Source organism: Paenibacillus macerans (assembly GCF_900454495.1).
GTDB lineage: Bacteria > Bacillota > Bacilli > Paenibacillales > Paenibacillaceae > Fontibacillus > Fontibacillus macerans.
This window is the reverse complement of sequence record NZ_UGSI01000001.1, coordinates 1,127,403-1,149,975: the sequence shown is the minus strand read 5'-3', so window position 1 is coordinate 1,149,975 and position 22,573 is coordinate 1,127,403. Positions and strand designations below refer to the sequence as shown.

Annotated in this window: 20 protein-coding genes; 7 read left to right on the top strand and 13 right to left on the bottom strand. The window is 54.0% G+C overall.

Annotated elements, in window-relative coordinates:
- From DYE26_RS05275 to DYE26_RS33295, 4 genes are all read right to left on the bottom strand, one after another.
- Positions 1-2,199 carry a DEAD/DEAH box helicase gene (locus DYE26_RS05275; protein ID WP_036622806.1) on the bottom strand — a complete coding sequence of 733 codons (2,199 nt, stop codon included), beginning with the start codon at positions 2,197-2,199 and terminating at the stop codon, positions 1-3.
- Positions 2,196-3,515 carry an ATP-binding protein gene (locus DYE26_RS05270; RefSeq protein ID WP_036622804.1) on the bottom strand — a complete coding sequence of 440 codons (1,320 nt, stop codon included), beginning with the start codon at positions 3,513-3,515 and terminating at the stop codon, positions 2,196-2,198. Before DYE26_RS05270 ends, DYE26_RS05275 begins: the two co-directional genes overlap by 4 nt.
- Positions 3,512-5,050, bottom strand: coding sequence for a TerB N-terminal domain-containing protein (locus DYE26_RS05265; protein ID WP_036622802.1), 1,539 nt, complete (start codon positions 5,048-5,050; stop codon positions 3,512-3,514). The genes DYE26_RS05270 and DYE26_RS05265 overlap by 4 nt, the downstream gene beginning before the upstream one ends.
- A gap of 133 nt (positions 5,051-5,183) precedes the next feature.
- Complete coding sequence (locus DYE26_RS33295) at positions 5,184-5,354, bottom strand: hypothetical protein (RefSeq protein WP_155619415.1); 171 nt, start codon at positions 5,352-5,354, stop codon at positions 5,184-5,186.
- A 190-nt stretch (positions 5,355-5,544) separates the two neighbouring features.
- Here DYE26_RS33295 and DYE26_RS05260 point away from each other — a divergent pair, with 190 nt between their 5' ends.
- Entirely contained in the window at positions 5,545-6,735 is a 1,191-nt protein-coding gene (locus DYE26_RS05260; RefSeq protein ID WP_036622800.1) for a M14 family metallopeptidase, read from the top strand.
- A 136-nt stretch (positions 6,736-6,871) separates the two neighbouring features.
- Here the strand turns inward: DYE26_RS05260 and DYE26_RS05255 are convergent, their stop codons facing one another.
- The 6 genes from DYE26_RS05255 to bioB all read right to left on the bottom strand — a co-directional run bounded on the left by DYE26_RS05255 (position 6,872) and on the right by bioB (position 13,508).
- A complete protein-coding gene (locus tag DYE26_RS05255; protein WP_036622798.1) occupies positions 6,872-7,789 on the bottom strand; it encodes an NAD(P)/FAD-dependent oxidoreductase in 918 nt (305 codons plus the stop codon).
- A 167-nt stretch (positions 7,790-7,956) separates the two neighbouring features.
- The gene (locus DYE26_RS05250) at positions 7,957-9,894 is read right to left on the bottom strand and encodes an FtsX-like permease family protein (protein ID WP_036622796.1); all 1,938 of its coding nucleotides are present in this window, start codon (positions 9,892-9,894) and stop codon (positions 7,957-7,959) included.
- A complete protein-coding gene (locus DYE26_RS05245; protein ID WP_036622794.1) occupies positions 9,891-10,646 on the bottom strand; it encodes an ABC transporter ATP-binding protein in 756 nt (251 codons plus the stop codon). The genes DYE26_RS05250 and DYE26_RS05245 overlap by 4 nt, the downstream gene beginning before the upstream one ends.
- Before the next feature lie 99 nt (positions 10,647-10,745).
- Positions 10,746-11,750: a sensor histidine kinase gene (locus DYE26_RS05240; protein ID WP_036622792.1), complete on the bottom strand. Its 1,005-nt coding sequence runs from the start codon at positions 11,748-11,750 to the stop codon at positions 10,746-10,748.
- Positions 11,747-12,439 (bottom strand): response regulator transcription factor, encoded by a 693-nt coding sequence (locus DYE26_RS05235; RefSeq protein WP_036622790.1) that lies wholly within the window; start codon positions 12,437-12,439, stop codon positions 11,747-11,749. Before DYE26_RS05235 ends, DYE26_RS05240 begins: the two co-directional genes overlap by 4 nt.
- A 79-nt stretch (positions 12,440-12,518) precedes the next feature.
- Positions 12,519-13,508 (bottom strand): biotin synthase BioB, encoded by a 990-nt coding sequence (bioB, locus tag DYE26_RS05230; RefSeq protein WP_036622788.1) that lies wholly within the window; start codon positions 13,506-13,508, stop codon positions 12,519-12,521.
- A gap of 302 nt (positions 13,509-13,810) precedes the next feature.
- Between bioB and DYE26_RS05225 the strand changes: the two genes are divergently transcribed.
- The 3 genes from DYE26_RS05225 (at position 13,811) to DYE26_RS05215 (ending at position 16,610) form a co-directional block, all read left to right on the top strand.
- Complete coding sequence (locus tag DYE26_RS05225) at positions 13,811-14,716, top strand: TetR/AcrR family transcriptional regulator (RefSeq protein ID WP_051985424.1); 906 nt, start codon at positions 13,811-13,813, stop codon at positions 14,714-14,716.
- Entirely contained in the window at positions 14,703-15,563 is an 861-nt protein-coding gene (locus tag DYE26_RS05220; protein WP_036622786.1) for a YitT family protein, read from the top strand. Before DYE26_RS05225 ends, DYE26_RS05220 begins: the two co-directional genes overlap by 14 nt.
- Positions 15,564-15,707: 144 nt before the next feature.
- Positions 15,708-16,610, top strand: coding sequence for an aldo/keto reductase (locus DYE26_RS05215; protein ID WP_036622784.1), 903 nt, complete (start codon positions 15,708-15,710; stop codon positions 16,608-16,610).
- A gap of 527 nt (positions 16,611-17,137) precedes the next feature.
- Here the strand turns inward: DYE26_RS05215 and DYE26_RS05210 are convergent.
- Positions 17,138-18,100, bottom strand: a complete 963-nt coding sequence (locus tag DYE26_RS05210; RefSeq protein ID WP_036622782.1) for a hypothetical protein — start codon at positions 18,098-18,100, stop codon at positions 17,138-17,140.
- Positions 18,064-18,687, bottom strand: coding sequence for an RNA polymerase sigma factor (locus tag DYE26_RS05205; protein WP_227872744.1), 624 nt, complete (start codon positions 18,685-18,687; stop codon positions 18,064-18,066). The genes DYE26_RS05210 and DYE26_RS05205 overlap by 37 nt, the downstream gene beginning before the upstream one ends.
- A gap of 127 nt (positions 18,688-18,814) precedes the next feature.
- Between DYE26_RS05205 and DYE26_RS05200 the strand changes: the two genes are divergently transcribed.
- Complete coding sequence (locus DYE26_RS05200) at positions 18,815-19,321, top strand: DUF3231 family protein (RefSeq protein WP_036622780.1); 507 nt, start codon at positions 18,815-18,817, stop codon at positions 19,319-19,321.
- A gap of 74 nt (positions 19,322-19,395) precedes the next feature.
- Here DYE26_RS05200 and DYE26_RS05195 read toward each other — a convergent pair whose 3' ends face one another.
- Positions 19,396-20,091, bottom strand: coding sequence for a 2-phosphosulfolactate phosphatase (locus DYE26_RS05195; protein ID WP_036628105.1), 696 nt, complete (start codon positions 20,089-20,091; stop codon positions 19,396-19,398).
- A 154-nt stretch (positions 20,092-20,245) separates the two neighbouring features.
- Here DYE26_RS05195 and DYE26_RS05190 point away from each other — a divergent pair, with 154 nt between their 5' ends.
- Together DYE26_RS05190 and comA are read left to right on the top strand one after the other, a co-directional pair.
- Positions 20,246-21,550 (top strand): MFS transporter, encoded by a 1,305-nt coding sequence (locus DYE26_RS05190; RefSeq protein ID WP_036622778.1) that lies wholly within the window; start codon positions 20,246-20,248, stop codon positions 21,548-21,550.
- A 109-nt stretch (positions 21,551-21,659) separates the two neighbouring features.
- On the top strand, positions 21,660-22,523 hold the full coding sequence (gene comA, locus DYE26_RS05185) for a phosphosulfolactate synthase (protein ID WP_036622776.1): 864 nt from the start codon (positions 21,660-21,662) through the stop codon (positions 22,521-22,523).
- Positions 22,524-22,573 lie beyond the last annotated feature (50 nt).

The window sequence follows — 22,573 nt, the reverse complement described above, 5'->3', positions numbered from 1 at the left end:
CTATACTTCCTCTTCCGGCATATCGGCGAGCCCTGTCCGCAGTCCCTGCAAATCAAGACCGTCGGCGGCAAACGCCTGGCGGATGAGCTCCGGAGCGACAAATTCGTCGTATTTCCCCAGGTAAGGCGCTTCCTCCGGCGCCAGCAGGTCCTCTTCACGACAGTCCCGGCAAGCTCTTGCGATTTCCCCGATTAACGTTTGCGCATCGCTTTTGCCCGAAACGATCATGTAATAGGGCTCCATCGGGACCACGGACCGTAAAGCGAGACGTTCGGACAAATGGTGCTTGAGCAGCCGTTCCAAGGTGCGAAACGCCTTGCTGCCCACCCATGGCAGCACGAACAAGGAGTCTCCGCCGGCCGGCAGGACGGCTTGCCGGGCCAGCCCGGTCTCCCTCGCCAGCCGCCGCGCCCGCTCCAAGCGGTTCACCGCTTGCGGGGACAAATACGGATAAATGGCCGAGCCGGCGAGCACTTCGCGCATCTTTTTCACGACCTGCGTGTGAATGTCACCGCCTGCCCCAAGCCATAACGTATCCACTTTGCCGATCGCCGGTTTTACGTAAACCGCCTTATGCTTCGCGTCCACCTCCGTCACCTTCCACAGCTTCCCGGCCAGGGTAAAGCAATATCCGGGCGGCGGAACGGTCGTAATCGAGCCAATCTCCTCGGAGCCGTTATACACCGCATGTTCTTCGTCATCCTGAAAGACGGCGTAAAAGCGGAAGTTGTTTACGATCTTCTCCCCGGTCAGGCCGATGATCAGCGACTTTTCTTCCGTCCACTGCAGATGATCGGTTTGCAGGAGATAATTCAGGAACATTTTATACTGCTCCGGGCTCACCTGGCGAAACGACGGAAGCGTCAGCACCGCTTGCGCCAGCTCGCCCGGATCCGCTTCCCCCATGCTTTTCAACATGCTCATCGTTTGATGGTACATCGTGCCGATCGGCAGCTTGCGGATCTCCAGCGGCTCGATCCACTTGTCGCCGACGTACAGCTCGATCACCGCGATCGCGCGCAGCAGCGTCCACGGCATGCGCGCCGGCAGCGGGGCATCCTCGTCCTCTTCCTCATGGACGACGAACAGCATCTCCGACGCCGCATCACCGCGCCGGCCGGACCGTCCCAGCCGCTGCACGAAGCTGGACGAGCTGTACGGAGCGCCAAGCTGCACGACCCGCTCAAGCTCCCCGAGGTCGATCCCCAGCTCCAGCGTCAGCGTCGCCGCGGACACCGCCGGTCCCGGGCCGTTTTTCAGCGCACTCTCCGCCTCTTCCCGCAGCATCGCCGAAATGCTCCCGTGGTGAACGTAAAACACGTCCGGCTCATGGCGTTTCGCCGCGACCCGGCGCATTTCCAGCGTCGTGAGCTCGGCGTCGGACCGGCTGTTGGTGAAAATCAGCGCCTTCTTCAAATGCGTGCTGTCGTAAATGTACTCGTAATATGCCTTGCGGGCGTTCTGCAGCTGCTCGGCCTGCTGTTCGTCACGGGCGTCGGGAAACGAAAAATGCTCAACCCGCAGCCGCAGCTTGCGCCCTCCCGCCGAGGATACGACCTCGACCTGCTCGCTGCTTCCCGCTCCTAACCATGCCTTGGCCGATTCGTAATCGCTCAGCGTCGCCGACAGCCCGATCCGCCTCGGCTTGGCGCCGGCCATCCGTTCGATCCGGGCGATTTGGCTCAGCACCTGGATGCCCCGGTCCACCCCCATAAAGGCGTGCACCTCGTCGATGATGATGTAACGCAAGTCTTTAAACAACGCGGGAATCGCGTTGGGGCGGTTCATCAGCAGCCCCTCAAGCGATTCGGGCGTAATTTGCAGTATCCCGGAAGGATTCCGGACCAGCTTCGTTTTTTCGGCTTGCGGCACGTCGCCGTGCCAATGCCAAACCGGAATGCGCGATTCGCGCAGCAGATCCTTGAGCCTGGCGAACTGATCGTTGATCAGCGCCTTCAGCGGGCCGATGTACAAAATGCCGACAGAGCTGGCCGGCCTGTTGTGCAGCTCGGTCAGTGCGGGAAACAACGCGGCTTCGGTTTTCCCCGACGCGGTGCCCGAAGCGATCAGCAAATGGCGGCTTGTCCCAAAGCAGATGCGGCAGGCCTCCACTTGCACGGCCCTTAGCGTCTCCCATTTCCGCTTATAAATAAACTCCTGGATAAACGGGGCCAGCTGATAAAAAGGATTGTCGCTCATAGTTCAAACTCCGCCAGAAAGCCGTCGACCTCGTCCGGATCCGCTTCGGCCGGCTTCACTTGATGCTCGCCGACAAGCCGCTCGAAGGATGCCTCCGGATTTTGCCGCAGCGTATGCAGCAAATCCATAAAATCGCGGATCACTTCGCGCGGGGTGAGCAGCTCATCGGCGCCCAGGCGGCCGACGGCGGCCTCCATAAAATACACGATCTCCTGCTGCGCGACCGACGGCGCATAGCCAAAATGCTGGGCATGGATGTTTACCAGCTTTTGCAGGAGGAGCAGGATTTCTTCGGGCGACAGCATCTCCAGCCTCAGGATCGGCCCGGAATAATTCACGAAGCCTTTCCCGGCGTAACGTCCTTCCATCAGCCGGGAGCGCAGCGCTTCATAGCTGAACAAGCCCCTGCGCTCATCTTCGACAAATTGCGGGGTCCCTCCGACAAAAATGCCCAGATGCTCCGCCTTGCCCTGCATCGTATCGTTAAACATCGTCAGCAGCTTTTCGTAATTGCTTTGCCGGGACACGCTGTTTGAAATCTTGTACAAATTGACGGCTTCATCGATAAACAGCAGCAGGCCGCGATATCCGATCCGCGCCGCGAACTCCGACCACAGCTTGACGTAATCGTACCAATTTTCATCATCGATGATGACGCCAACTTGCAGTTCCTTTTTCGCTTCCGTTTTCGTCGGGTACTCGCCCCTTAGCCAGCGGAGCGCCGCCTGCTTCCGGTCGTCGTCGGCCAGCTTGTACCCGTTCCAGTAAGCGGCCAGCACTTTGGCGAAATCAAACCCGTGCACGAGGTTCTGCATTTCCGCCGTAACCGCAAAAATCCGCTGCTCCACCGCATCGTTTAGAGCCGGATCGCTTGGCTTAAGGCCCGTTTCCCGCAGCGCCTCCTGCTGCAAGGCGGCGAACCATTTTTGCAGCATCGCTTCCAGCGCTCCGCCGTCCGGGCGCGTTTTGGTGGACAGATGGGTCATCAGCTCGCGGTAAGTGGCCAAGCCCTGCCCTTTCGTCCCGACCAGTCTCCGCTCCGGCGACAAATCCGCGTCGGCCACGACGAAATCCCGGTCCATCGCGTAGTTGCGGATCGTCTGCAGCAAAAAGCTTTTCCCGCTGCCGTAACGTCCGGTAATAAATCTAAACGCCGCTCCGCCCTCGGCGATGTTGTCGAGGTCTTTGAGAATGGCGTCAACTTCCGCCCGGCGCCCCACCGCGACATGCTCCAGCCCCACCCGCGGCACCACGCCGGCCGTGAGCGAATTGACCAGCGCCGTGGTGAGCCGCTTGGGGATTTTCACTTCATTCACGAGAATTCTCCTTTCAAATGCGCAAAAAAGTCCATATATTCGGGGACAATCCGCCCTTCGTCAACAACCAGGTCCCCGATCGTTTCCATCGCCAGCTGGTTGATTTCATCCAGGATCAGCTCGGGCATGGTGCCATAAGCTTCGGCCACAGCGGCAAGCGCGCTATCGGGCGCAGGGCTTTTGAGGGCAAGCAAAGCTTCGAGCTGCGCCGAATCAAGCTGTTCGGCGAATGAAGTCCAATCCTCGTCCAGCTGCGGCAGGTCCCAATACGCCAAGCTCTCTCCATCTTCCTTGCCGACTTCTTGTTCAGGCACGGCATTGTGCTCCGAGTCCAAAGCTGCTTCCGAATCCAAATCCGCTTCCGGGCCCGATTCCGCGGCCAAACCCGAACTCGCCTCCGCCGCCGTTTCGCCCCCTTCCTCATAGCCGATCGCCAGCCTGCTCCGCACATAATCCGAATCCCGCTTAAGCGCCGCCAGCTTCTCCGCGTCGATTTCGATCCGCGGCTTTGCGGCCGTCTGCGCAGCGAACTCTTTTTCCAGAAAGCGGTCGATCAGGCGCGCCGTCTCCGGCTCCATAACGACGCCCCTCAAGCGTCCTCTAAATCCTCTTAATTCCCTTAATCGGTTTTCGGCATAGCGGATCGTTTGCGTGATACATTTTCGCAGCGGACGATGGCTGCTGAACGGGACCGTACCAAGGGCTATCGTTCTCCCGTAAAGCGAATCGTCGTAGACCGCGCTGCGGAACAGATACCGCTCGGTCGTCCGCTCGCGGCCGGGATGGAATTTGTCGATCAGCCGGATCCCCTGCGTTTTGCACAAAAAAGCGTCCAGCATCCCGACAATCCGCGGGACCCACATCTCCAGATCCGCTTTGCCGGGCCCCTGATAAAATTTGCTGCGCCGCAAATCGTAGTCGCTTAACGCAAGCAAGAGGTCCAGCGGGATTTGGGACGGCTGCTTCTTAAACAGCCGCAGCAGTTCCATATCCAACAAATCCTCCGGATACGAACCTCCGCCGCGCGTGATGATTTCCAGCAGCGGAACATCCAGCGCGTGCACAAACGCAAAATCGGCGAGCCAATCTTTCAAATAGGCATTTAGCTGCGGATACCGTCCGCCATACGCAGTCCAAATCCGGTGGAGCTCCTTGTACCCTTCCGGCGGATCCGACCAACCAACGCCGTTGATCAGTTCATAAACGTATACAAATATGTAGGACAAATCCGTATCGGGGTAACGCCCGGCGCGCACTTCGGAACGCCAGTAAAAATACCATCTCTGCTGCGACTCCATCATATGTTCGTAGGTCGGCCAATAGCTCATAAACGGCGCGAAAGGCGCCGGCTCGCCCCGTTCGTTCACCCGCTTCCGCGCCTCCTCGGCGAAATGGCGCTCACGGTTGTAAAACGGAATGGACGCCGCGGACGCTTGACTCAGGTCCGTATCTTTTTTAGGCGGTATATCAAGTCCCGGCTCTTCTTCGCACAAATCGATTTCCGCAAATTCAATGGAACGCAAACGATTTTCCATGGCAAACTCTCCATCCTCATGGACAAGCGTCAAATTTCCATTTTAGTATATCATAACTGGGGAACGTTTGTTCACATCCGCTTATAATTGAAAATAAAAAACAGCGACCGGACTAGTCGCTGTTCTTGCAAAATTACTCCGGGGCCTGGTCGTTTCCGATCCGCTTCAGACTTTCTTCCTCGGAAGGAAGGGCCGTTACGTCGAGCTGCTCCGGCATAAAGCCGGTTCGCAGATGCGGGCTCGTATCCTCGTAAACAGTTTGCGGGTCCCCGTCTTTTTCGATCGATATCCGCTCATTAGGCATAGTGACTCCTCCTTTTTGAATAGATTCCCCGGTTTCCGTGAATTCCATGCTCGGGCGGATTATTTAGGGCAAGGACCCCTCCCCCACCACCAAACTATAGGCCGATCCTTCCCGTTATCATGCAAACTGACATGGAGCCCATTTCTCCCCCATATGCTGATAGGGAAGGTACGTCTAGGAGGGATGGCTTTTGAGAATACAAGTTCGCGCCGGGGATACGCTGTGGTATTACAGCCAGCTGTTTAACCTGCCGCTGCAGTTGATCGTGGATTCCAACGCCGGAGTGGACGCCGCGAATCTTGCTGTGGGCCAGGAAGTGAATATTCCGGGGTTTCTGGTCAGCGAATATCAAATCAAACCCGGCGACTCACTATGGAAGCTGGCCAGAGACCGGGGGATTTCGCTGGATATACTGATTCTGCTGAACCCGTCGGTCAATCCGAACCGGTTGGAGATCGGGCAGAGAGTGCAGCTGCCGCTGCGAGTCACCTGGTTTGTGGTGGACGTCAGAAAACCGTACGATTACGCCGCGCTTCGCTCCGATCTGAACCGGCTTATGGATCTGTATCCGTTTCTCGGATACCGCAATATCGGCAATTCCGTGATGGGCAAACCGCTGCCCGAGCTGCGCGTCGGCCAAGGCAACAAACGCGTTCACGCCAACGGGGCCTTCCATGCCAACGAATGGATCACGACGCCTGTCCTGATCAAGTTTCTGAATCATTATTCGCTCGCATTAACCAACAATACCGGGATCAGGGGGCTGCAAATGTGGCCTTACTATGAGGCGGCGACCTTGTCCGTCGTCCCCATGGTTAATCCCGACGGCGTGGATTTGGTCATAAACGGCTTGCCGGAGCAGGAGCCATACCGCAGCAATGTGCTGTCCTACAACAACGGAAGCGCCGATTTCCAGGGGTGGAAAGCGAACATACGCGGCGTGGACCTCAACGACCAGTTCCCCGCGCTGTGGGAACGCGAAGTCGCCAGAAATCCGCAGGAGCGCGGACCGCGGGATTATGGGGGAACCGCCCCGCTCACCGAGCCGGAAGCGATCGCGATGGCTAATCTAACGAGAGCAAGCGATTTTGCCCGCGTAATGGCTTTTCATACCCAGGGTGAAGTCATTTATTGGGGGTTTGAAAATCTAGAACCGCCCTATGCCGAAACGATCGTAAACGAGTTTGCCCGCGTCAGCGGATACGAACCGGTGCGGTATGTCGAAAGCTATGCCGGCTACAAAGACTGGTTCATCCAGGACTGGAGAAGGCCGGGGTTTACGGTGGAGCTTGGCAGCGGGGTCAATCCCCTGCCCCTCGCGCAATTTGACGAAATTTACGAGGAAAGTCTGGGAATCCTGTTGGCCAGCTTGTATATGTGAGCCGTCGGATGCAGGCGCTTTGGGGCGGGAACGCTTGATTTCGGCGAAATGGTCCAAGCCAATTAAGGTTATTTCGCTCCGTTAGCCCGCCCCACGTACTTCAGATCGTTTTGTTCAACACTATAACTTCGTCAAGTTACTCTTCCTTACGGCTCCAGGCTTCTTCCTGGAGCTCGTTATTGATGGCGATGCCCGCAAAAGCTCCCGCCGCGGCGGCTGCAATCACCTGATACTTGACGGAGGCCGCATCGCCGGCGCCGTAGACCCCAGGCACGTTCGTTTTGCCGAGATCGTCGACGACCATAGCCCCGCCTTCCGTCATATCGCAGCCCACCGTTTGGGGCAAGCCGGAACCCGGCACCAGCTTCGGCGCAAAAAAGATCCCAGTGCAAGGAACGGCCGTGCCATTCTCCAGGACGACTTGCCGTACCATGCCTCCCTCAGAGTCAATACGTTCGATCGGCAAATCGAAGACGGGAACCTGGCGGCGCTCAAGCTCCTCGCGGTGCCCCTCCGTCCATTCCCCTTGACCATGGGTGCACATCGCAAATTGCGCGGTCCAGCCCGAGATCACTTTGGCCATATGCAACGTATGTTCCCTGGGAACGATCACGGCGAGCGGCCTGTCCCGCATTTCCCAGCCGTCGCAATAAGGGCACACAAACGCGCTTTTCCCGTATACGTCGGCAAGGCCCGGGATGTCCAGCGGCGCATCCTTCATTCCTGCGGCAATAAGCAGCTTTTTCGTATGGAGCGTCTCCCCCCGTGCAGTAGTAATTTGAAAATGTCCATCCTCCCCCGACAATTTCACCGCGGTATCCTCCACAAAGCAAACGGTAGGATAGGTTTGGATCTGTTCTTTGGCGATGCGCCGGAATTCCGCCGGTTTGATGCCGTCGCGGGTCAAGAACCCGTGTGACTCGCCCGTTACCCGGTTGCGCGGACGGCCTTCGTCAATCACCACTACGCTTTTTCTCGCTCTGCCCAAAACCAAAGCCGCGTTTAAACCGGCCGGTCCGCCTCCGATAATGCCTACATCAAGCAAGGTTGTCATGATGAGTTTCCTCCTAAAAATTAAATCGATATTGTAGATTATATATATCCATAATATCCATGAATGAAACAATCGTCAACTACGACAATAGATCCCCAAGCAAGTTAAAAGCATCCACGAATCTGAAAGTACAAAAAAACCGGCCCTTGCCGGACCGGAGTTTATGGTTACAGCGCTTCCTTAATCACCCGCTTATAAAACATAACGGACAGAAGTCCAAAGACGGAATACAATCCCGTATACAGCAGCATGACCAGGATCATCGGCATCCACAGTTCGGTTCCGAAGAAGAACCAGCCGGATTTGACGGCAAAATAACTGTGCGACAAGCCGACGGCCAGCGGAATGCCGAAATTGAACAGCTGCTTGATTTGAATGCCGCGGAGCAAATTGCCTTGCGTGAACCCGATTTTTCGCAGGATCGTATAATTCGGCCGCTCCTCCTCCCCTTCGCCCATTTGCTTGAAATACAAAATGCAGCCCGAAGTGATCAGGAAGGTCAATCCCAGAAAGGCGACGATGAACATGATCAGCCCCATGTTGCCCTTTTGATTCGTAATGAGCTCAGGCTGCGACATATTGCCGGAACGACTTTCTAAGCCCATGCCTTTATACAGTTCGTCGGCCTGATCCATTTGTTCGCGGTTAACGATATCGATGCCGTAATATACGGAGGTTCCCTTTTGGATATCCGGGTTCACGTCCTTCGCCACTCGTTCAAACACCGCTTGATCCACAACGGCCGTAGGCACCCCGCCCGAAAAAGGAATGGAGACGACCGCCATTTTATCCATTCCGATCAGCGATAATTTGATCTCGTCCGTTTGTCCCTTAAGCGTCAGTTCTCCTGTCGGCCGGATCGCCATAAACTGCGTCATCGCATCGTTTAACCCCATAAACAACGCCTCCCCCGGGGCGACGTCCACGCCGTCCACCGACTTCTCGCTGACGAGCGGAAGCGTCATGATTCCGTTGCCGCCGTCCTGCGTGCTGACGCCGATAACTTGGGCGACGTCGGCGTCCACCATAAGAACGGCGCGTTTGGTTTCCCTGTACTCGATGTTCGCCTGCCGAAGCGCCTGCTCAAACGCCGCGACATCCGCGGGCTCCATCATCGAAAAGTGGTTCGGCACGCTTTGCTCGGCCGATTTTTCCGCGGAATAATACGAGATATAACTGAGCGACAGAAGTCCGATCGCCAGCGCCGATACGGTTGTGATGATCGTCAGCAGCAAGGCGTTGGATTTCATCCGGAACATAATCGAAGAAAGCGACAGTACCTCGTTCAGCGACAAATAACCGCCCTTCGCTTTCCGCACCAGGTTAAAAATAGCGCTGACCGAACCTTTATAAAACAAATACGTCCCCAGGATGACGGAACCCAAGATCAGCACCATCGCCATAAAAAGTTCGTTCGTAGTGGTGAAAGCGCCGCTGAACAACCGGGTCGAAACTTTATATCCGAACAGAATGAGCCCGATGCCGAGCCCCCCTGCAATCACTTCGGAGGCCCGCATTTTCCGGTATGTATCCTCCGTGGAGGACGCGACCCGGAAAAGAGACAGGATGCTCTGACGCTTGATGAACAAATAATTCATGAGCATGATCAGCAAATAAACGGCCGCGAAGACGATCACGGTTTGCAGCAGCGCCTGCGGCGAAAAGCTGAGCTTGGCCTGCTCGTCCACGCCGATAATTCTGAACAAGATCATAAGGAGCAGCCTGGAGCAGGAAAAACCAAAGAAGATACCGACCAGCATGGAACCGAAATACAGGATCAGGTTCTCGCTGCTCAAAATCCGGAAGATTTTCCCCTTCGTTAACCCGATTAATTGAAACAATCCGATTTCCCGGCTGCGGCGCTTGATGAAAATCGTGTTGGCGTACAGCAGAAATATCGCCACGATGACAACGAGCAGAACCGACGCGGCGGCCAATCCCGCCGCCCCCTTCACGGAACCCTTGATTTCATCAAGCGCCGGATCGTATTGCAGGGTCACAAACGCGAAATACAAAGCGACGCTGAAAATAAGCGCAAAGACGTACAGGTAATAGTTTTTGATATTTTTCTTTAAACTGCGGTAAATCAATTGGGTTAAGCTCATCCCTGGACACCGCCCAATACGCCTTGCGCTTTGATGATGTCGTTAAAAAACGCCTGCCTGGATTCTTCTCCCTTGACCAGTTGCGAGTAAATCTGACCGTCCTTGATAAAGACGACCCGGCTGCAGTAGCTGGCCGCCACCGGATCGTGGGTGACCATAATGATCGTAGCTTCGATTTTCCGGTTGAGTTCGCTGAGCTTGCCCAGCAAATCGGAGGCCGACTTCGAATCGAGCGCACCGGTCGGCTCATCGGCAAAAATGATGCTTGGATCATGGATAAACGCCCGTGCCGCGCTTGTCCGCTGCTTTTGTCCCCCGGAGATTTCGTTGGGGTATTTGTCCTTTAACTCGTAAATGCCCAGCTCAGAGGCGATCGTCCGGAATTTATGATCCGCGTCTTTCCGGGACACTTTTTTGATCGACAAAGGCAGCAGCACATTTTCTTTGACCGTCAGCGTATCCAGCAAATTGTATTCCTGAAAAATAAACCCCAAATGAGACTTTCGGAACTCGGCCAGCTCCTTTTCCTTCATGCCGGTAAATTCCTTGCCTTCGATTTTGATGCTGCCGAGGCTGACCTTGTCGATGGACGAGAGCACGTTCAGCAAAGTCGTTTTGCCGGAGCCGGACGCCCCCATAATGCTGACGAATTCGCCTTTTTCCACGCTGAGGTCGATCCCCTTCAGCACCTCCTGTTTATTGAATTTGTTGCCATAGCTTTTATGAATTTTGCTGGCTTCCAATATCGCCACTTTCCATCACTCCTTTGGTTCTGCCTCTATCTTAACCAATCGCCTCCCGCCCTGTCCTGCGGTTGACCGAACAAAACACAAAGGCATGTGACAATGTTGTCACATGCCCAGCGTGCTTACAAAATCGTTGCTTTGCGGAAAATACAGCGTAAAAACGCTCCCCTCGCCCGGGCTCGATTCGACTTCAATGCGTATGGACAGCGAATCCGCGACCTTTTTCGCCAAATATAGTCCCATTCCCGTAGCCGCATTGTCCTGATGCGCCGCCGTTGATGTAAAGCCCTTCTCGAAGATGCGCGGCATATCCTTCGGATCGATCCCCCGGCCGAAATCCCGAATACGCAGCCAGGTCCGGCCTTCCAGCGCCCCGCTTTCAACGATGATATCGGAAGCCTGGCTGTATTTTACGGCATTGCTCAACAGCTGCCGAAGGATGAAGCCGAGCCACTTGCCGTCCGTCAGCACTTCTTTGGCCGTTAGCGACACATCAAAACCGATGCCTTTTTGCAGGCACCAGGCTTGCAAATCCTTAATCTCTTTGTGCACGATCGGCTCCAGCGCCGTCCGCTCAATATACCGGTCATTTTCGATAAAAGCGATCCGCTTCTGATGCAGCTGGCGATCCAGCAGCAGATGAATGCGCAGCCACTCGTACCTCAGCTGCGACTTCAGCGTTCTTTCCTCCAGCCGATCGATCATAAGCTGCATGGCGGTGAGCGGCGTTTTGACTTCATGAATCCAGGACATCAGCTCGTCCTTTTCCTCTTCCAGCCAGGCCAGATGCGCCGAAGCTTCCTTCCGGTACTTGTCCGTCTGTTCGCAGAGCATGTCCATCGCAATCGTTTCAAACGGGCTGTCGGGACGGGCGATCGCGGACAGGTCGTACGTATCGTCCCAGGCCGCAAGGGTCTGGTAAAACCTCGTTTCTTTCGAGTAGCGCATAAAGAGAAAAACGGCAAACACAAGCAGCGACAAAAAGACGATATAAAGGATCGGCAGAAATGGAATCTCGCTGTCGATGAAGGCGACAAACAGCAGCTGCAGCTGCAAACCGGCAATCAGCAAAATCCAACTTAGCCGTTCTCGCAGAAATTTCCGGATCATTGGGGCGCCGCCTCTTCCGTGGCTATATACCCTTGTCCCACCTTGGTTTCGATATAAGCGCCCAGCCCGATTTCTTCCAGCTTCTTGCGCAGCCGGTTCACGTTGACCGTCAAGGTGTTGTCGCTGACGAAATGCTCGTTGTCCCACAAGCTCCGGATCAGCTCTTCCCGGCTGACGATCCGGTTTTTGCGTTCAATCAGCATTTTTAAAATCAGCATTTCGTTTTTCGTCAGTTCGATTGTCCCCTGCCCGTTCCGGATCGTATTCCGCACGTACTCCACCGCGGCCCCGCGCCATGTCCGCAGTTCCACCCGGTCCGTATTGTAGTCGTACACGCGCCGCAGCGTCGCCTGGATTTTGGCGATCAGCACCTCGAAATGAAACGGCTTCTGAATAAAATCGTCCGCCCCCAGCTGCATGGACATCACCATATCGGTCGGATGATCGCGCGAGGACAGAAAAATGATCGGTACGTTGGAATGAGCCCGGATCATCCGGCACCAATGGAACCCGTCATATTTCGGCAACTGAATGTCGATGACGACCAGATCGGGACAAATCGCCGTAAACTCCCGCAGCACGTCTCCGAAGTCCCTGACCCCGTGCACCCCGTAGGACCATTGCTCCAGCCGTTCTTTGATTTCCTGAAAAAGAGACCGGTCGTCTTCGATCAGCATAATGTTAAACAAGCTTATCACCACGTTTGTTGGTTTCGTTTTCCATATTCAGTTTAATGGAAAACGGGCAGCCGCGCCATCCTCCAAAGCGCTAAATCGCAGTGAGTTCAATCTCAAAGCCCAGATCCTCAATCATTCGGTGATCCTGGGTAACGTCCTGCCCTTCGGTCGTCAAGTAGTCGCCGACGAACAGCGAATTGGCCGCGTACAGGGACAATGGCTGAAGCGAGCGGAGGCTCGTTTCGCGGCCCCCGGCCACGCGGATTTCTTTGGACGGACAAATGAAGCGGAACAGGGCCAGCGTTTTCAACGCCTTAAGAGCCGGCGTCCGCCCGGCGCGCTCGAGCGGCGTTCCCGGGATGGCGTTCAGAAAATTGACCGGAATCGAATCGGCATCCAGTTCGCGCAGCGCAAACGCCATCTCCACGATTTCCCGGTCCGTCTCCCCCATCCCGACGATTACGCCGGAGCAAGGCGACAAACCGCTAGCTTTGGCGGTTTCCACCGTTTCAACGCGCTGGTCATAGGTGTGCGTGCTCGTGATGGAAGGATAATTCGCCTTGCTTGTATTCAAATTATGGTTATAGCGGTGAACCCCCGCTTCCGACAAACGCCGGGCCTGATCCGCTTTCAGCAGGCCGAGGCAAGCGCATACTTTGAGCGGCATCGTCTCCCGGATTTCTTTCACTGCCTCCGCGACCTGCTCCAGCTCCTTGTCCGTCGGCCCTCTGCCGGACGCCACGATGCAGTAGGTTCCGGCTTTGCGCCGCATCGCTTCGCGCGCGCCGGCGAGCAGGCTCTCTTTATCCAGCAACGTGTATTTGTCCACCGGGGCCGCCGAGACGAGCGATTGCGAGCAGTAGCCGCAGTCCTCCGGGCAAAGCCCGCTTTTGGCGTTAATGATCATGTTCAACTTCACTTTTTTGCCGAAATAATGTTTTCGGATTTGAAAAGCCGCTTCCATCAGAGGGAGCAGCCCATCATCCTCCGCCTGAAGCACATTCAGCCCCTCTTCCATCGTGAGGCAATTTCCTTGGAGCGCCTTTGCAACGTAAATATCCCACGGCCCAACCGTTTTCATCAAGTGATCCCGTCCCTTCAAAATTGAGTATTACCGCCTAATTGTCAACCTAAAATTACTACACTGGTTAACAATATGTCCAGTAAATTTTAACAAAGGAACGCGGTTGCGCAAAGAATCCTCTACGCCCTCAAAACTATACGGTATGTCTATTTTAATTCAATATCAAAAACGGCATGTCAATTTTTATTGATAATCACGACTTTAAATTGTACATGAAGTTCATTTTAAATTTTAGAGGTTTGGTTAACCCCATTAATGATGATATAATAAATACATTAAAACATCTAAGGAGCGTTTCCATGAGGGACCGCAAGCATTTAATAATGGACACGGCGCTTGAACTGTTCAAGGAGCATGGAATTCCCCATACTTCCATTCAGATGATTCTCGAAACCTCGCAAGTCGCAAAGGGCACATTTTACAAATATTTTAACTCGAAAAGCGATGTGATCGTGGCGATACTCGAGCAAAGCCATCAGGATGACATGGTGATCCGCAGGGAGCTGGAAGCCTGCGAATACCCTTCCGAGCTGGCGCTGCTGGCCGACCAATTGGCCGTCCCGATGTCTTTGCCGGAGAAAAGGCCCATCCTCGAAATGTTATGGTCGGAGTATCATAGCGGAGAGCTTGAAATATCGGCGCTGATCGGCAAACAAATAAAATGGCTGTCCTCCAGACTGGTTGATATATACGGGGCCGAGATCAAGCCGTATTCCTTTGACGCAGCCATGCTGTATTTCGGAATGGTCCAGCAAGTTTCGCTAACGTGGGAAAGCTTGTTTCGGACAAGTCCCGATTGGCATGAAGTCATTCCCAAACTGCTGCGTTACATCGAGGCGATCATCAAAGTCATGCTGGATTCCCGGGAAAACATCTTTGCGATGGACCCGCTCCTTCAACTTGACCAAAAAGGAAGCGGGGTGCATATAGAAAAAGGTTTTGTCCTGGAACTAATCGATGCATTAAAACAAAAGGCTGCGGCGGGAAATACGCCCGTCAGCTCCATCGAACTGATCGACGGGCTGCACGGCTTGATCGCGCAGAAAGTCATCAATTGCACATTAATCCTGATTGCGCTTAAAGCGTTGAAAGAAGCTTTTGAACGTACGGGGCTGGAATTGGAAGCCCGGCGGCTTTTTTTTATCGCAAAAATTTATTTGGAACAATCCCAACAACGTAAGGAGCAAACTTATGAAAAAAAATAAAACACTTGAATGGATTCGCAGGGTGATCATGATCATCATCGGGGCAGTGATTACCGGATACGGCCTGGAAGCCGTGCTGATCCCCAACGATGTCATTGACGGCGGCGTTACCGGCTTAAGCATCATGGGCTCCGACCTGTTCGGCATTTCCCTCGGCATTCTGCTGTTTGTTTTAAATATTCCGTTCGTGTACCTCGGTTACAAGCAGGTCGGAAAAACGTTCGCGATTATGAGCAGTATCGGCATCGTGGCCTTGTCGGTTTCCACCGTGCTGATGCATCACATCAAACCGATATTGGGACCTAAAGATCCTTTGCTTGTCGTCTTGGCTGGGGGGCTGCTGATCGGCGTCGGAATCGGGATCGTGCTCCGCAGCGGAGGCGCCATGGATGGATCGGAAGTGCTCGCCGTACTGCTCTCCCGCAAAATCCCGTTCTCCGTCGGCGACATTATCCTGGTCATCAACGCGTTTATTTTTACGGGCGCGGGCTTTATTTACGGCCTGGAAAACGCCCTCTACTCGGCATTAACCTATTACATCGCCAAAAATGTCATCGATATCATTCAAGTTGGTTTGGAGAAATCAAAGTCCGTCAAGGTGATCAGCAGCAAATCGGAAGAGCTCGGGGAAGCGATTCAATCCCGTCTCGGCCGAAGCGTTACCTTCACCCCGGGCCGGGGCGGGTACTCGAAGGAGGAAACCCAAATCCTGAACTGCGTCATTAACCGCATGGAAGAAACCAAGCTACTCTCCATCATCAAGGACATCGATCACAGCGCGTTTGTCGTCGTATCCGACGTATCCGAAGTGCGCGGAGGCAACTTCAAAAAACGCGATATCCACTAGCCTACGTTGCTTGATGTTTGACCAACGATCTTTCGGACCGTTGGTTTTCTTTTTTCCGCCGCATATTTGCGCCGAAAAAGGTTTGAAATGATATGATAGACGAAGATTATATTTTACATATGCAGATATAAGGAGATGGATCATATGAAAATGAATCGCTTAGGCGCATCCGATTTGCTCGTCGGCGAAATCGGACTGGGTTGCATGACTTTGGGGACGGACGAAGCGAAAGCCGTCTCGCTGATCCATGAGGCGCTGGATCTTGGCGTCAACTTCCTGGACACCGCCGATTTATACGATAGCGGGCGCAACGAAGAGATCGTCGGCAAGGCGATTCGGGGACGGCGGGATCGGGTCGTGGTGGCCACAAAAGCAGGCAACCGGAGAATTCCCGGTCAGGACGGCTGGGTGTGGGACCCTTCCAAAACCTATATCCTCTCGGCCGTCAAAGAAAGCTTGCGCAGGCTCGGCACGGATTATATCGATTTGTATCAGCTTCACGGAGGAACCATGGAAGACCCGATCGATGAGACGATCGAAGCGTTCGAGCAGTTAAAGCGCGAAGGCGTCATTCGGGAGTATGGCATTTCCTCGATTCGCCCCAACGTGATCCGGGAATACGCCGCCCGCTCTTCCATCGTCAGCGTCATGAATCAATACAGCATCGTAGACCGGCGGGCTGAAGAAACCGTGCTTCCTTTGCTCCAGGAAAAAGGAATCAGCGCCATTGCCCGCGGCCCGCTGGCCAGCGGCGCGCTCGCCGCCGGAAGAGAGCCCAACAAAGGCATTCTCGATTATGAGTTGGAGGAGCTGATCTCGCTGCGCCGACAGCTCCGGGAGCTGGAGACTGAGGGGCGCAGCCTGACGCAGCTGGCCATCCGGTATTCCCTTGCCCACCCGGCGGTGGCCGTTGCAATTCCCGGGGCCAGCTCCAGGGAGCAGCTGCTCCAAAATATCGCAGCCGCCAACGTTCCGGCTTTGTCCGCCGAGGAAGTCCAGCTGATCCGCCAGGCGAGCAAAGCGAACGTGTATGCGCAACACCGGTAACGGCTGGCGTTGCACGGGACATAACGCGCGCCGAGAAAGGCGCGCGTTATCGTGCCGCAAAACGGGTTAAATGGTTAAAGTTAATCCTCATGCAAGGCACGGTGATAGGTTGAGTTGAGTTAAATTTGGTTAGGTTGGACGAGTTGAGTTGAGTTAGTTAGTTAGGCTGGGGTGGGTTGAGTTGAGTTGAGTTGGAGACGGGAGCAGCCTTTTTTTCTGCCCGGGAAACTCCAGCCAAAAAATAAGCACATAAAATGTCGTTATTTCAGCGATACCGGTCAATTTGAGAGAAATAGCGGTAATTTATGTCGCTATTTTCTTGAACTATATGGGGTTTACCCGTGTGCTGGGCCATTTATAGGAAAATAAGAACAATAAATGGCGCTAATGAGCGGGAACATGCCTGGCCCCGGATAATAAGTACATAAAGTGCCGCTATTTCGAGGGGCGACGGTTCGTCTCCGTTCCAAGCAGCCGGTTTTATCAAATCGACCCTCGTACCCACCAACTCCCCCATTTGAATTTTTTCAAAGCCCGCCCCGAAATAATTCCCCGGCCAACTTCACGAGCTGTTCCTTGGTTAGCGCGTGCCCGCCGAAAGTGGATAAGAGATAGTAAGCATCCTGCTGTTCGTTGTACCACGTAAGGTAATGATAGCTTCTATTCTCTTTTTTCACATCGTTATAAACAAGGTTCCTGCCTTCCACCGAAATCAGCCCTGCCTTGTCTTCCTGCTCCTGGGTAAGCTTTCCGCCGCGAAGCATAACGGCGCTGATTTCAATATGAGCGGTATCCAGCGTATATTTCCCATGCACAGCACCAGGCTCCGTCCACGGAATTACTTTTGCGGCAAAGCGGGTCCCGCTTGAGGTTTCGACTTTAGCTTTCAGTTCCTTCAGTGTTTGCGCAAATACCTCAGAGTTCTTTATTTCCGCATCGATAGGAATATGCGCACTTACCCCTCCGTATTCAAAAGGATATCCCGCTACCGTTTCGGGCAGCAGCGGAGCCCCCGTTCTTTTCATTTCCGCCAAAAAAGCAGCGTAGTCGGTGATCCGGCGCTCCTTGTAAGCGAACTGCAGCTGTTCCTTGGCGCCAGGGTCATCTGCGGCCTTGTCGCTTTTCACATAATAAGCGATCAATTCGCCCGGTTTGGCAAGTTTCAGCGCTTTATGCTCAAATTTGTCATAGGAACCCTGCTCCCTTGTTAGATCCGGCGCGGCATATTGTACTTTAATCTCTCCCGCCGCATTGCGGATTTGAATCCATTCGGAAGCGGCATAAGCCGTTAGGGAGATAAACAGCAGCATTAACGCGGCCGTTAAGGCGCCGGTGCGGCTAAACCAGCGGCTGCGGTTGTTCGGCGCTTTCCCTGCGGACTCGCGAATGCGGCGCATCACCCGCTCCGTGACCTCAATTTCCGGCAAATTTTTCGCGGGCACTGCCTCTTGAATTATATTTTCGTACTCATCACCGACTCCGTATTGCATTCCATCTCCTCCTTATGCTCTATGCAGGCCTTCATTTTGTTCATCGTCTTCTTCATCCGCTTGTTCAAGGCATTGGGGCTAACCTGCAGGATCTCGCTCATCTCCTGATAGCTAAGCTGTTCAAAAACCCGCAGCACCAGCATATTCCGCTCTTCCAGCGACAACTTCATAAGCGCCGCTTGCAAGGTTTCACTGTACAAGCTCTCCTCCATTTTCTGTTCCGGGCTCCCGGCGGCGGTCTCCGGTTTGAAAATACGCATGATCCGGCTCTGCAGCCGGCGTCTGCGCAATAGATTCAGACAATGGTTGCAAGCGATTCTGTATAACCAAGACGAGAAGCTGGCCGCAGGCTTGTACCGCCCTATGGACTGATACGCCTTGAACAAAACATCCTGTACGGCATCCTCGGCGTCTTGCCGGTTGCCGAGCAGACGGCAGCAGTAGCGAAAAATCGGCTGCTGAAACGCCTGAACGATCAGCGCAAACTCTTCCCGTTCTCCTTGCTGAATCCGCTGGACAATGTCTTCAATTTGCCCGGGATCCCGCAAGCTTTCCGGCGGTTTAGGTTCCTGTAACGTTTTGCTCACCTCCATGGCTTTCTATGTTTATAACACATGAAGCAAACCAAAAGTGCCTTCGATCAAAAAAAGATTTTGCGGCAATTGGGCATAATAGCCCTGTTTAACCAAAAAATAAATTTAAGGAGACTGCACAATGGGCGTGTTGGATGGAAATCCGAAAAATGAACCGATGCATTACGGAGAAATATTTACGATTTGGGAAAGCTCCATGGGAGCGAAGATGATACTGTCGTGTTATCAAGCGTTTACTTATCATGCCGGCGATAAGGAGCTGAAAGAATTGCTTGGCGATTTGATCGATCAAGCCAAGCTGGAAATCAAAGAGTTCGACAAGCTGTTAAGCGAAGCAGGGATTACACCGCCTCCCATGCTGCCGGAACGCCCGGAAGCCAAGCTGGAGGATATCCCGGCCGGGGCCCGGTTTGCCGATCCGGAAATCGGCGCAAAGCTCGCCATGGACAATGCGGCGGGTCTCGCGGGATGCAGTTCCGCGATGGGCATGTCCATCCGTGAGGATATCGCCGCCTTATTTGCCAAATACCATGTGGCCAAAACCGGATTCGGCCTGCGAATTCTTCGCTTAAACAAAGAAAAGGGCTGGCTTGTCCCTCCCCCATTGCTCGTCAAAAAGCCGGAATAACAAACGGAGGCAAAAAGCGAAAGAGAATAACGATGGAACCAGACCTCCCGAAAAATCGTTATTCTCCTTCTTATTCAAACTATCACTTTTTCCACGAAAGGAATGCGGTTTAAGCGGTTCACCGCCATCACGAAATCCGAGCGCAGCTCCGCGCTGCAAAATTCCATGTCTTCAGGCAAAAAATCCGGCTTGCCGGGATCGTAAAATTTTTGGGCCGCTTCCGAGCCAAGTATCCTTAGCCTGGTTTCCTCCGCCGAAGGAGCGAAGGTGCCGCGAAGAATGCCGGAAATGTACTCCGCGCAGGCCAGGTCATCGTCCCCCGTGGGATGTGAGGCGATGATGTTGATCGTGATGGAGGGGTGGGACTTAAGCCATCTTGCTTTGATATACTCCGCTGTCGTCCGGGCGTTCGAAAACCCCGTTACCAAAACATGCTCGGCGTTTAGAGCGTTTAACGTCGCCTTCACGCCATTGGTCGTTTTCTGGACCAAAAACTTCCCCCGAAGATCCGCCCGCCGTATTCGCGCCGGGGAGTTGTCAAGATCAAAGCCGTTGATGAGCAGCCCTTTTTCCTCTCCCGCCAGAAGACATCCCTCGTTCTCCTTTTTCAAACAAAAAGCTTCCTCCGGCGTTGCCGCGAGAAAGATGCCTTTAATGCCATGAATGAACGCCTGATGAGCAACCGTAAATGCCCGTATGACGTCAATCACCACGTTGATATCCGAAGCTGCGGGCATCTTGCCGCCCCCCTGCATAATCTCGATATTCAACATGTTCCTCCCTTCTTCCCGAGCATTATCAGCTTATGCCCAACCCGGCTTAAATGGTGCAACGGACCCTAAATGAATACCTTCCATGAGAATAACAAATAATGAACTTGTTAATTATGTGTTTACATTTTGCCGATCTGAGGAGCTAATACACATGGAAAAGACCAAATCACGCAAGCTGAATATTTCGTTTGAAAGCGATATACGCCTTGCTCCAGGCCGCAAATCAAAAGAGGCCGAGGAAGCCGAGGAGAAATCCGGCAGTGAGTCCAAAGGGCGCATTTGGGAATTTATCGCCATCGCCACCATACCGATCGTGCAGGTGTTCGGCAACTCCATGCTGGTGCCCGTGCTTCCCGAAATGCAGCGGCAGCTCGGGATCAGCAAATTTCAAAGCAGCTTGGTCATCTCGATTTTTTCTTTGGCCGCCGCCCTGTTCATTCCGGTGATCGGCTATTTGTCCGACCAGTTTGGGCGGAAAATGATCATCGTCCCCGCTTTGATCGTTTACGGCGGAGCGGGCGTACTCGCCGGCTTCGGAGCGATTTGGGACTCCTACGGGGTAATTATTGCCGCCCGAGCGATCCAGGGCATGGCGGCCGCCGGGACCGCGCCCATCGCGATGGCCCTGGTTGGCGATCTCTACAAGGGCGGTACGGAAAGTAAAGCGCTGGGGCTGATTGAGGCCTCCAACGGCACGGGAAAAGTGCTTAGTCCGATCATCGGCTCCCTGCTCGTTTTGATCGTCTGGTACGCTTCGTTTTTCGCGTTTCCCGCGTTTTGTCTCATATCCTTGCTTGCTGTCTTGTTTTTGATTAAAGAACCCAAACACGAGCAGAAGCAGGAGCTGGGGAAATACATTCACAAAATCGGGGAAGTTTTCAGCAAAAAAGGCAGCTGGCTGATCACCTGTTTTTTTGCCGGGTCGTTGGGACTGTTCATTTTGTTCGGCGTGCTGTTTTATTTGTCCAATATTTTGGAGGATCCGCCCTATAACATCGACGGGGTCGTCAAAGGCTTGATTTTGGCCATTCCTCTGCTTGGGATGGTCATTACATCCTATACGACCGGGAGCCTGATCAAGAAAAAAGGCACGTTGATGCGCTGGCTTATGAACATCGGGCTGCTGTTGATGACGCTGGCGCTTGGGGCCACGATTTTTTTCTTCAAAAACATGTATGTGTTTATCGGACTGCTTACGGTCAGCAGCATCGGTACCGGACTGCTCCTGCCCTGTTTAAATACGATCATTACCGGGGCGGTGCAAAAAAGCGAACGGGGCATGATCACATCCCTGTACAACAGCCTGCGGTTTCTAGGTGTCGCTTTCGGTCCGCCCTTATTCGGTTGGATGATGGACAAGTCGGATTATCTGGTGTTTATTTCCGTCTCGGTCCTGTCTTTGATTACGCTGGGGCTGGTCTTTTTCCTGATCCGGCCGCCTCGTAAAGTCAGCTAAGCCAGCGATTCGTTTTTACCAAAAGATGGGCACCTGCCGGGGGGCAAACGCATATGATGCCTAAGACATTGGATCAAAAGCTAAGTTTAAAGAAATGAGGAGATTCCAGATGAATAGTACGTTGCGTGCAGTTTGGCCCCCCGAGCTAAGAGACCCGAGCGGACTGCGCCGTCAAGCCCCTAGCGAGGGCAACCGTCAACCCTTGGAGGCGTTAAGCCGCGGCCTCACAATGATCATCGACAAAGGCTTGGGCAGAAATGCGTTTGCCGATTTTATCGAACTGGGTTCCCCCTATGTCGATTGCGTCAAGTTTGGCTTTGGCACATCCCCGCTGTACAGCACGGAGCTGCTGCTGTACAAGATCAATTTGGCCAAACGGCACGGCCTGATGGTGATGCCCGGCGGTACGCTGCTGGAAACGGCCGTTCAGCAAGATGCCGTTCCGGCTTTCTTTGACGCGGTCTGCAGCCTCGGCTTCAACGGGATTGAGGTGTCCGACGGAACGATCGAGCTTCCGCGCAAAAAACGCACCGAGCTGATTCAGGAAGGCAAAAAACACGGTCTTAAGGTCGTTACGGAATTCGGCAAAAAGCTGTCCGGGTCGCTTATCGATGCCACACATCTGGCGGAGACTCAAGAAGCCGATCTGGAGGCCGGCGCCGAGCTGATGACCGTAGAGGCCCGCGAGTCGGGATGCGGCGTCGGCATTTTCGATGAAAAGGGCGATTGCCGCATGGAGATTGTCGACAATATCCTCGAATTTGTCCCCGATTCCCGCAGGCTGATGTGGGAAGCGCCGCTGAAGCATCAACAAGTGCTGCTGCTGCGGAAATTCGGTTCGGACGTACACCTGGGGAATATCCCTCCGGCGGATATTTTATCGCTTGAAACGATGCGCCGGGGACTGCGTCAGGACACCTTTGAATTCGGCGTTAAGCGGACGGAGGCAAAGGAATGTTTCTACGTGATCTGAACCGCCGCTAAACATAATACAGCCTTGGCCCGATGATTAACTACCGGCCA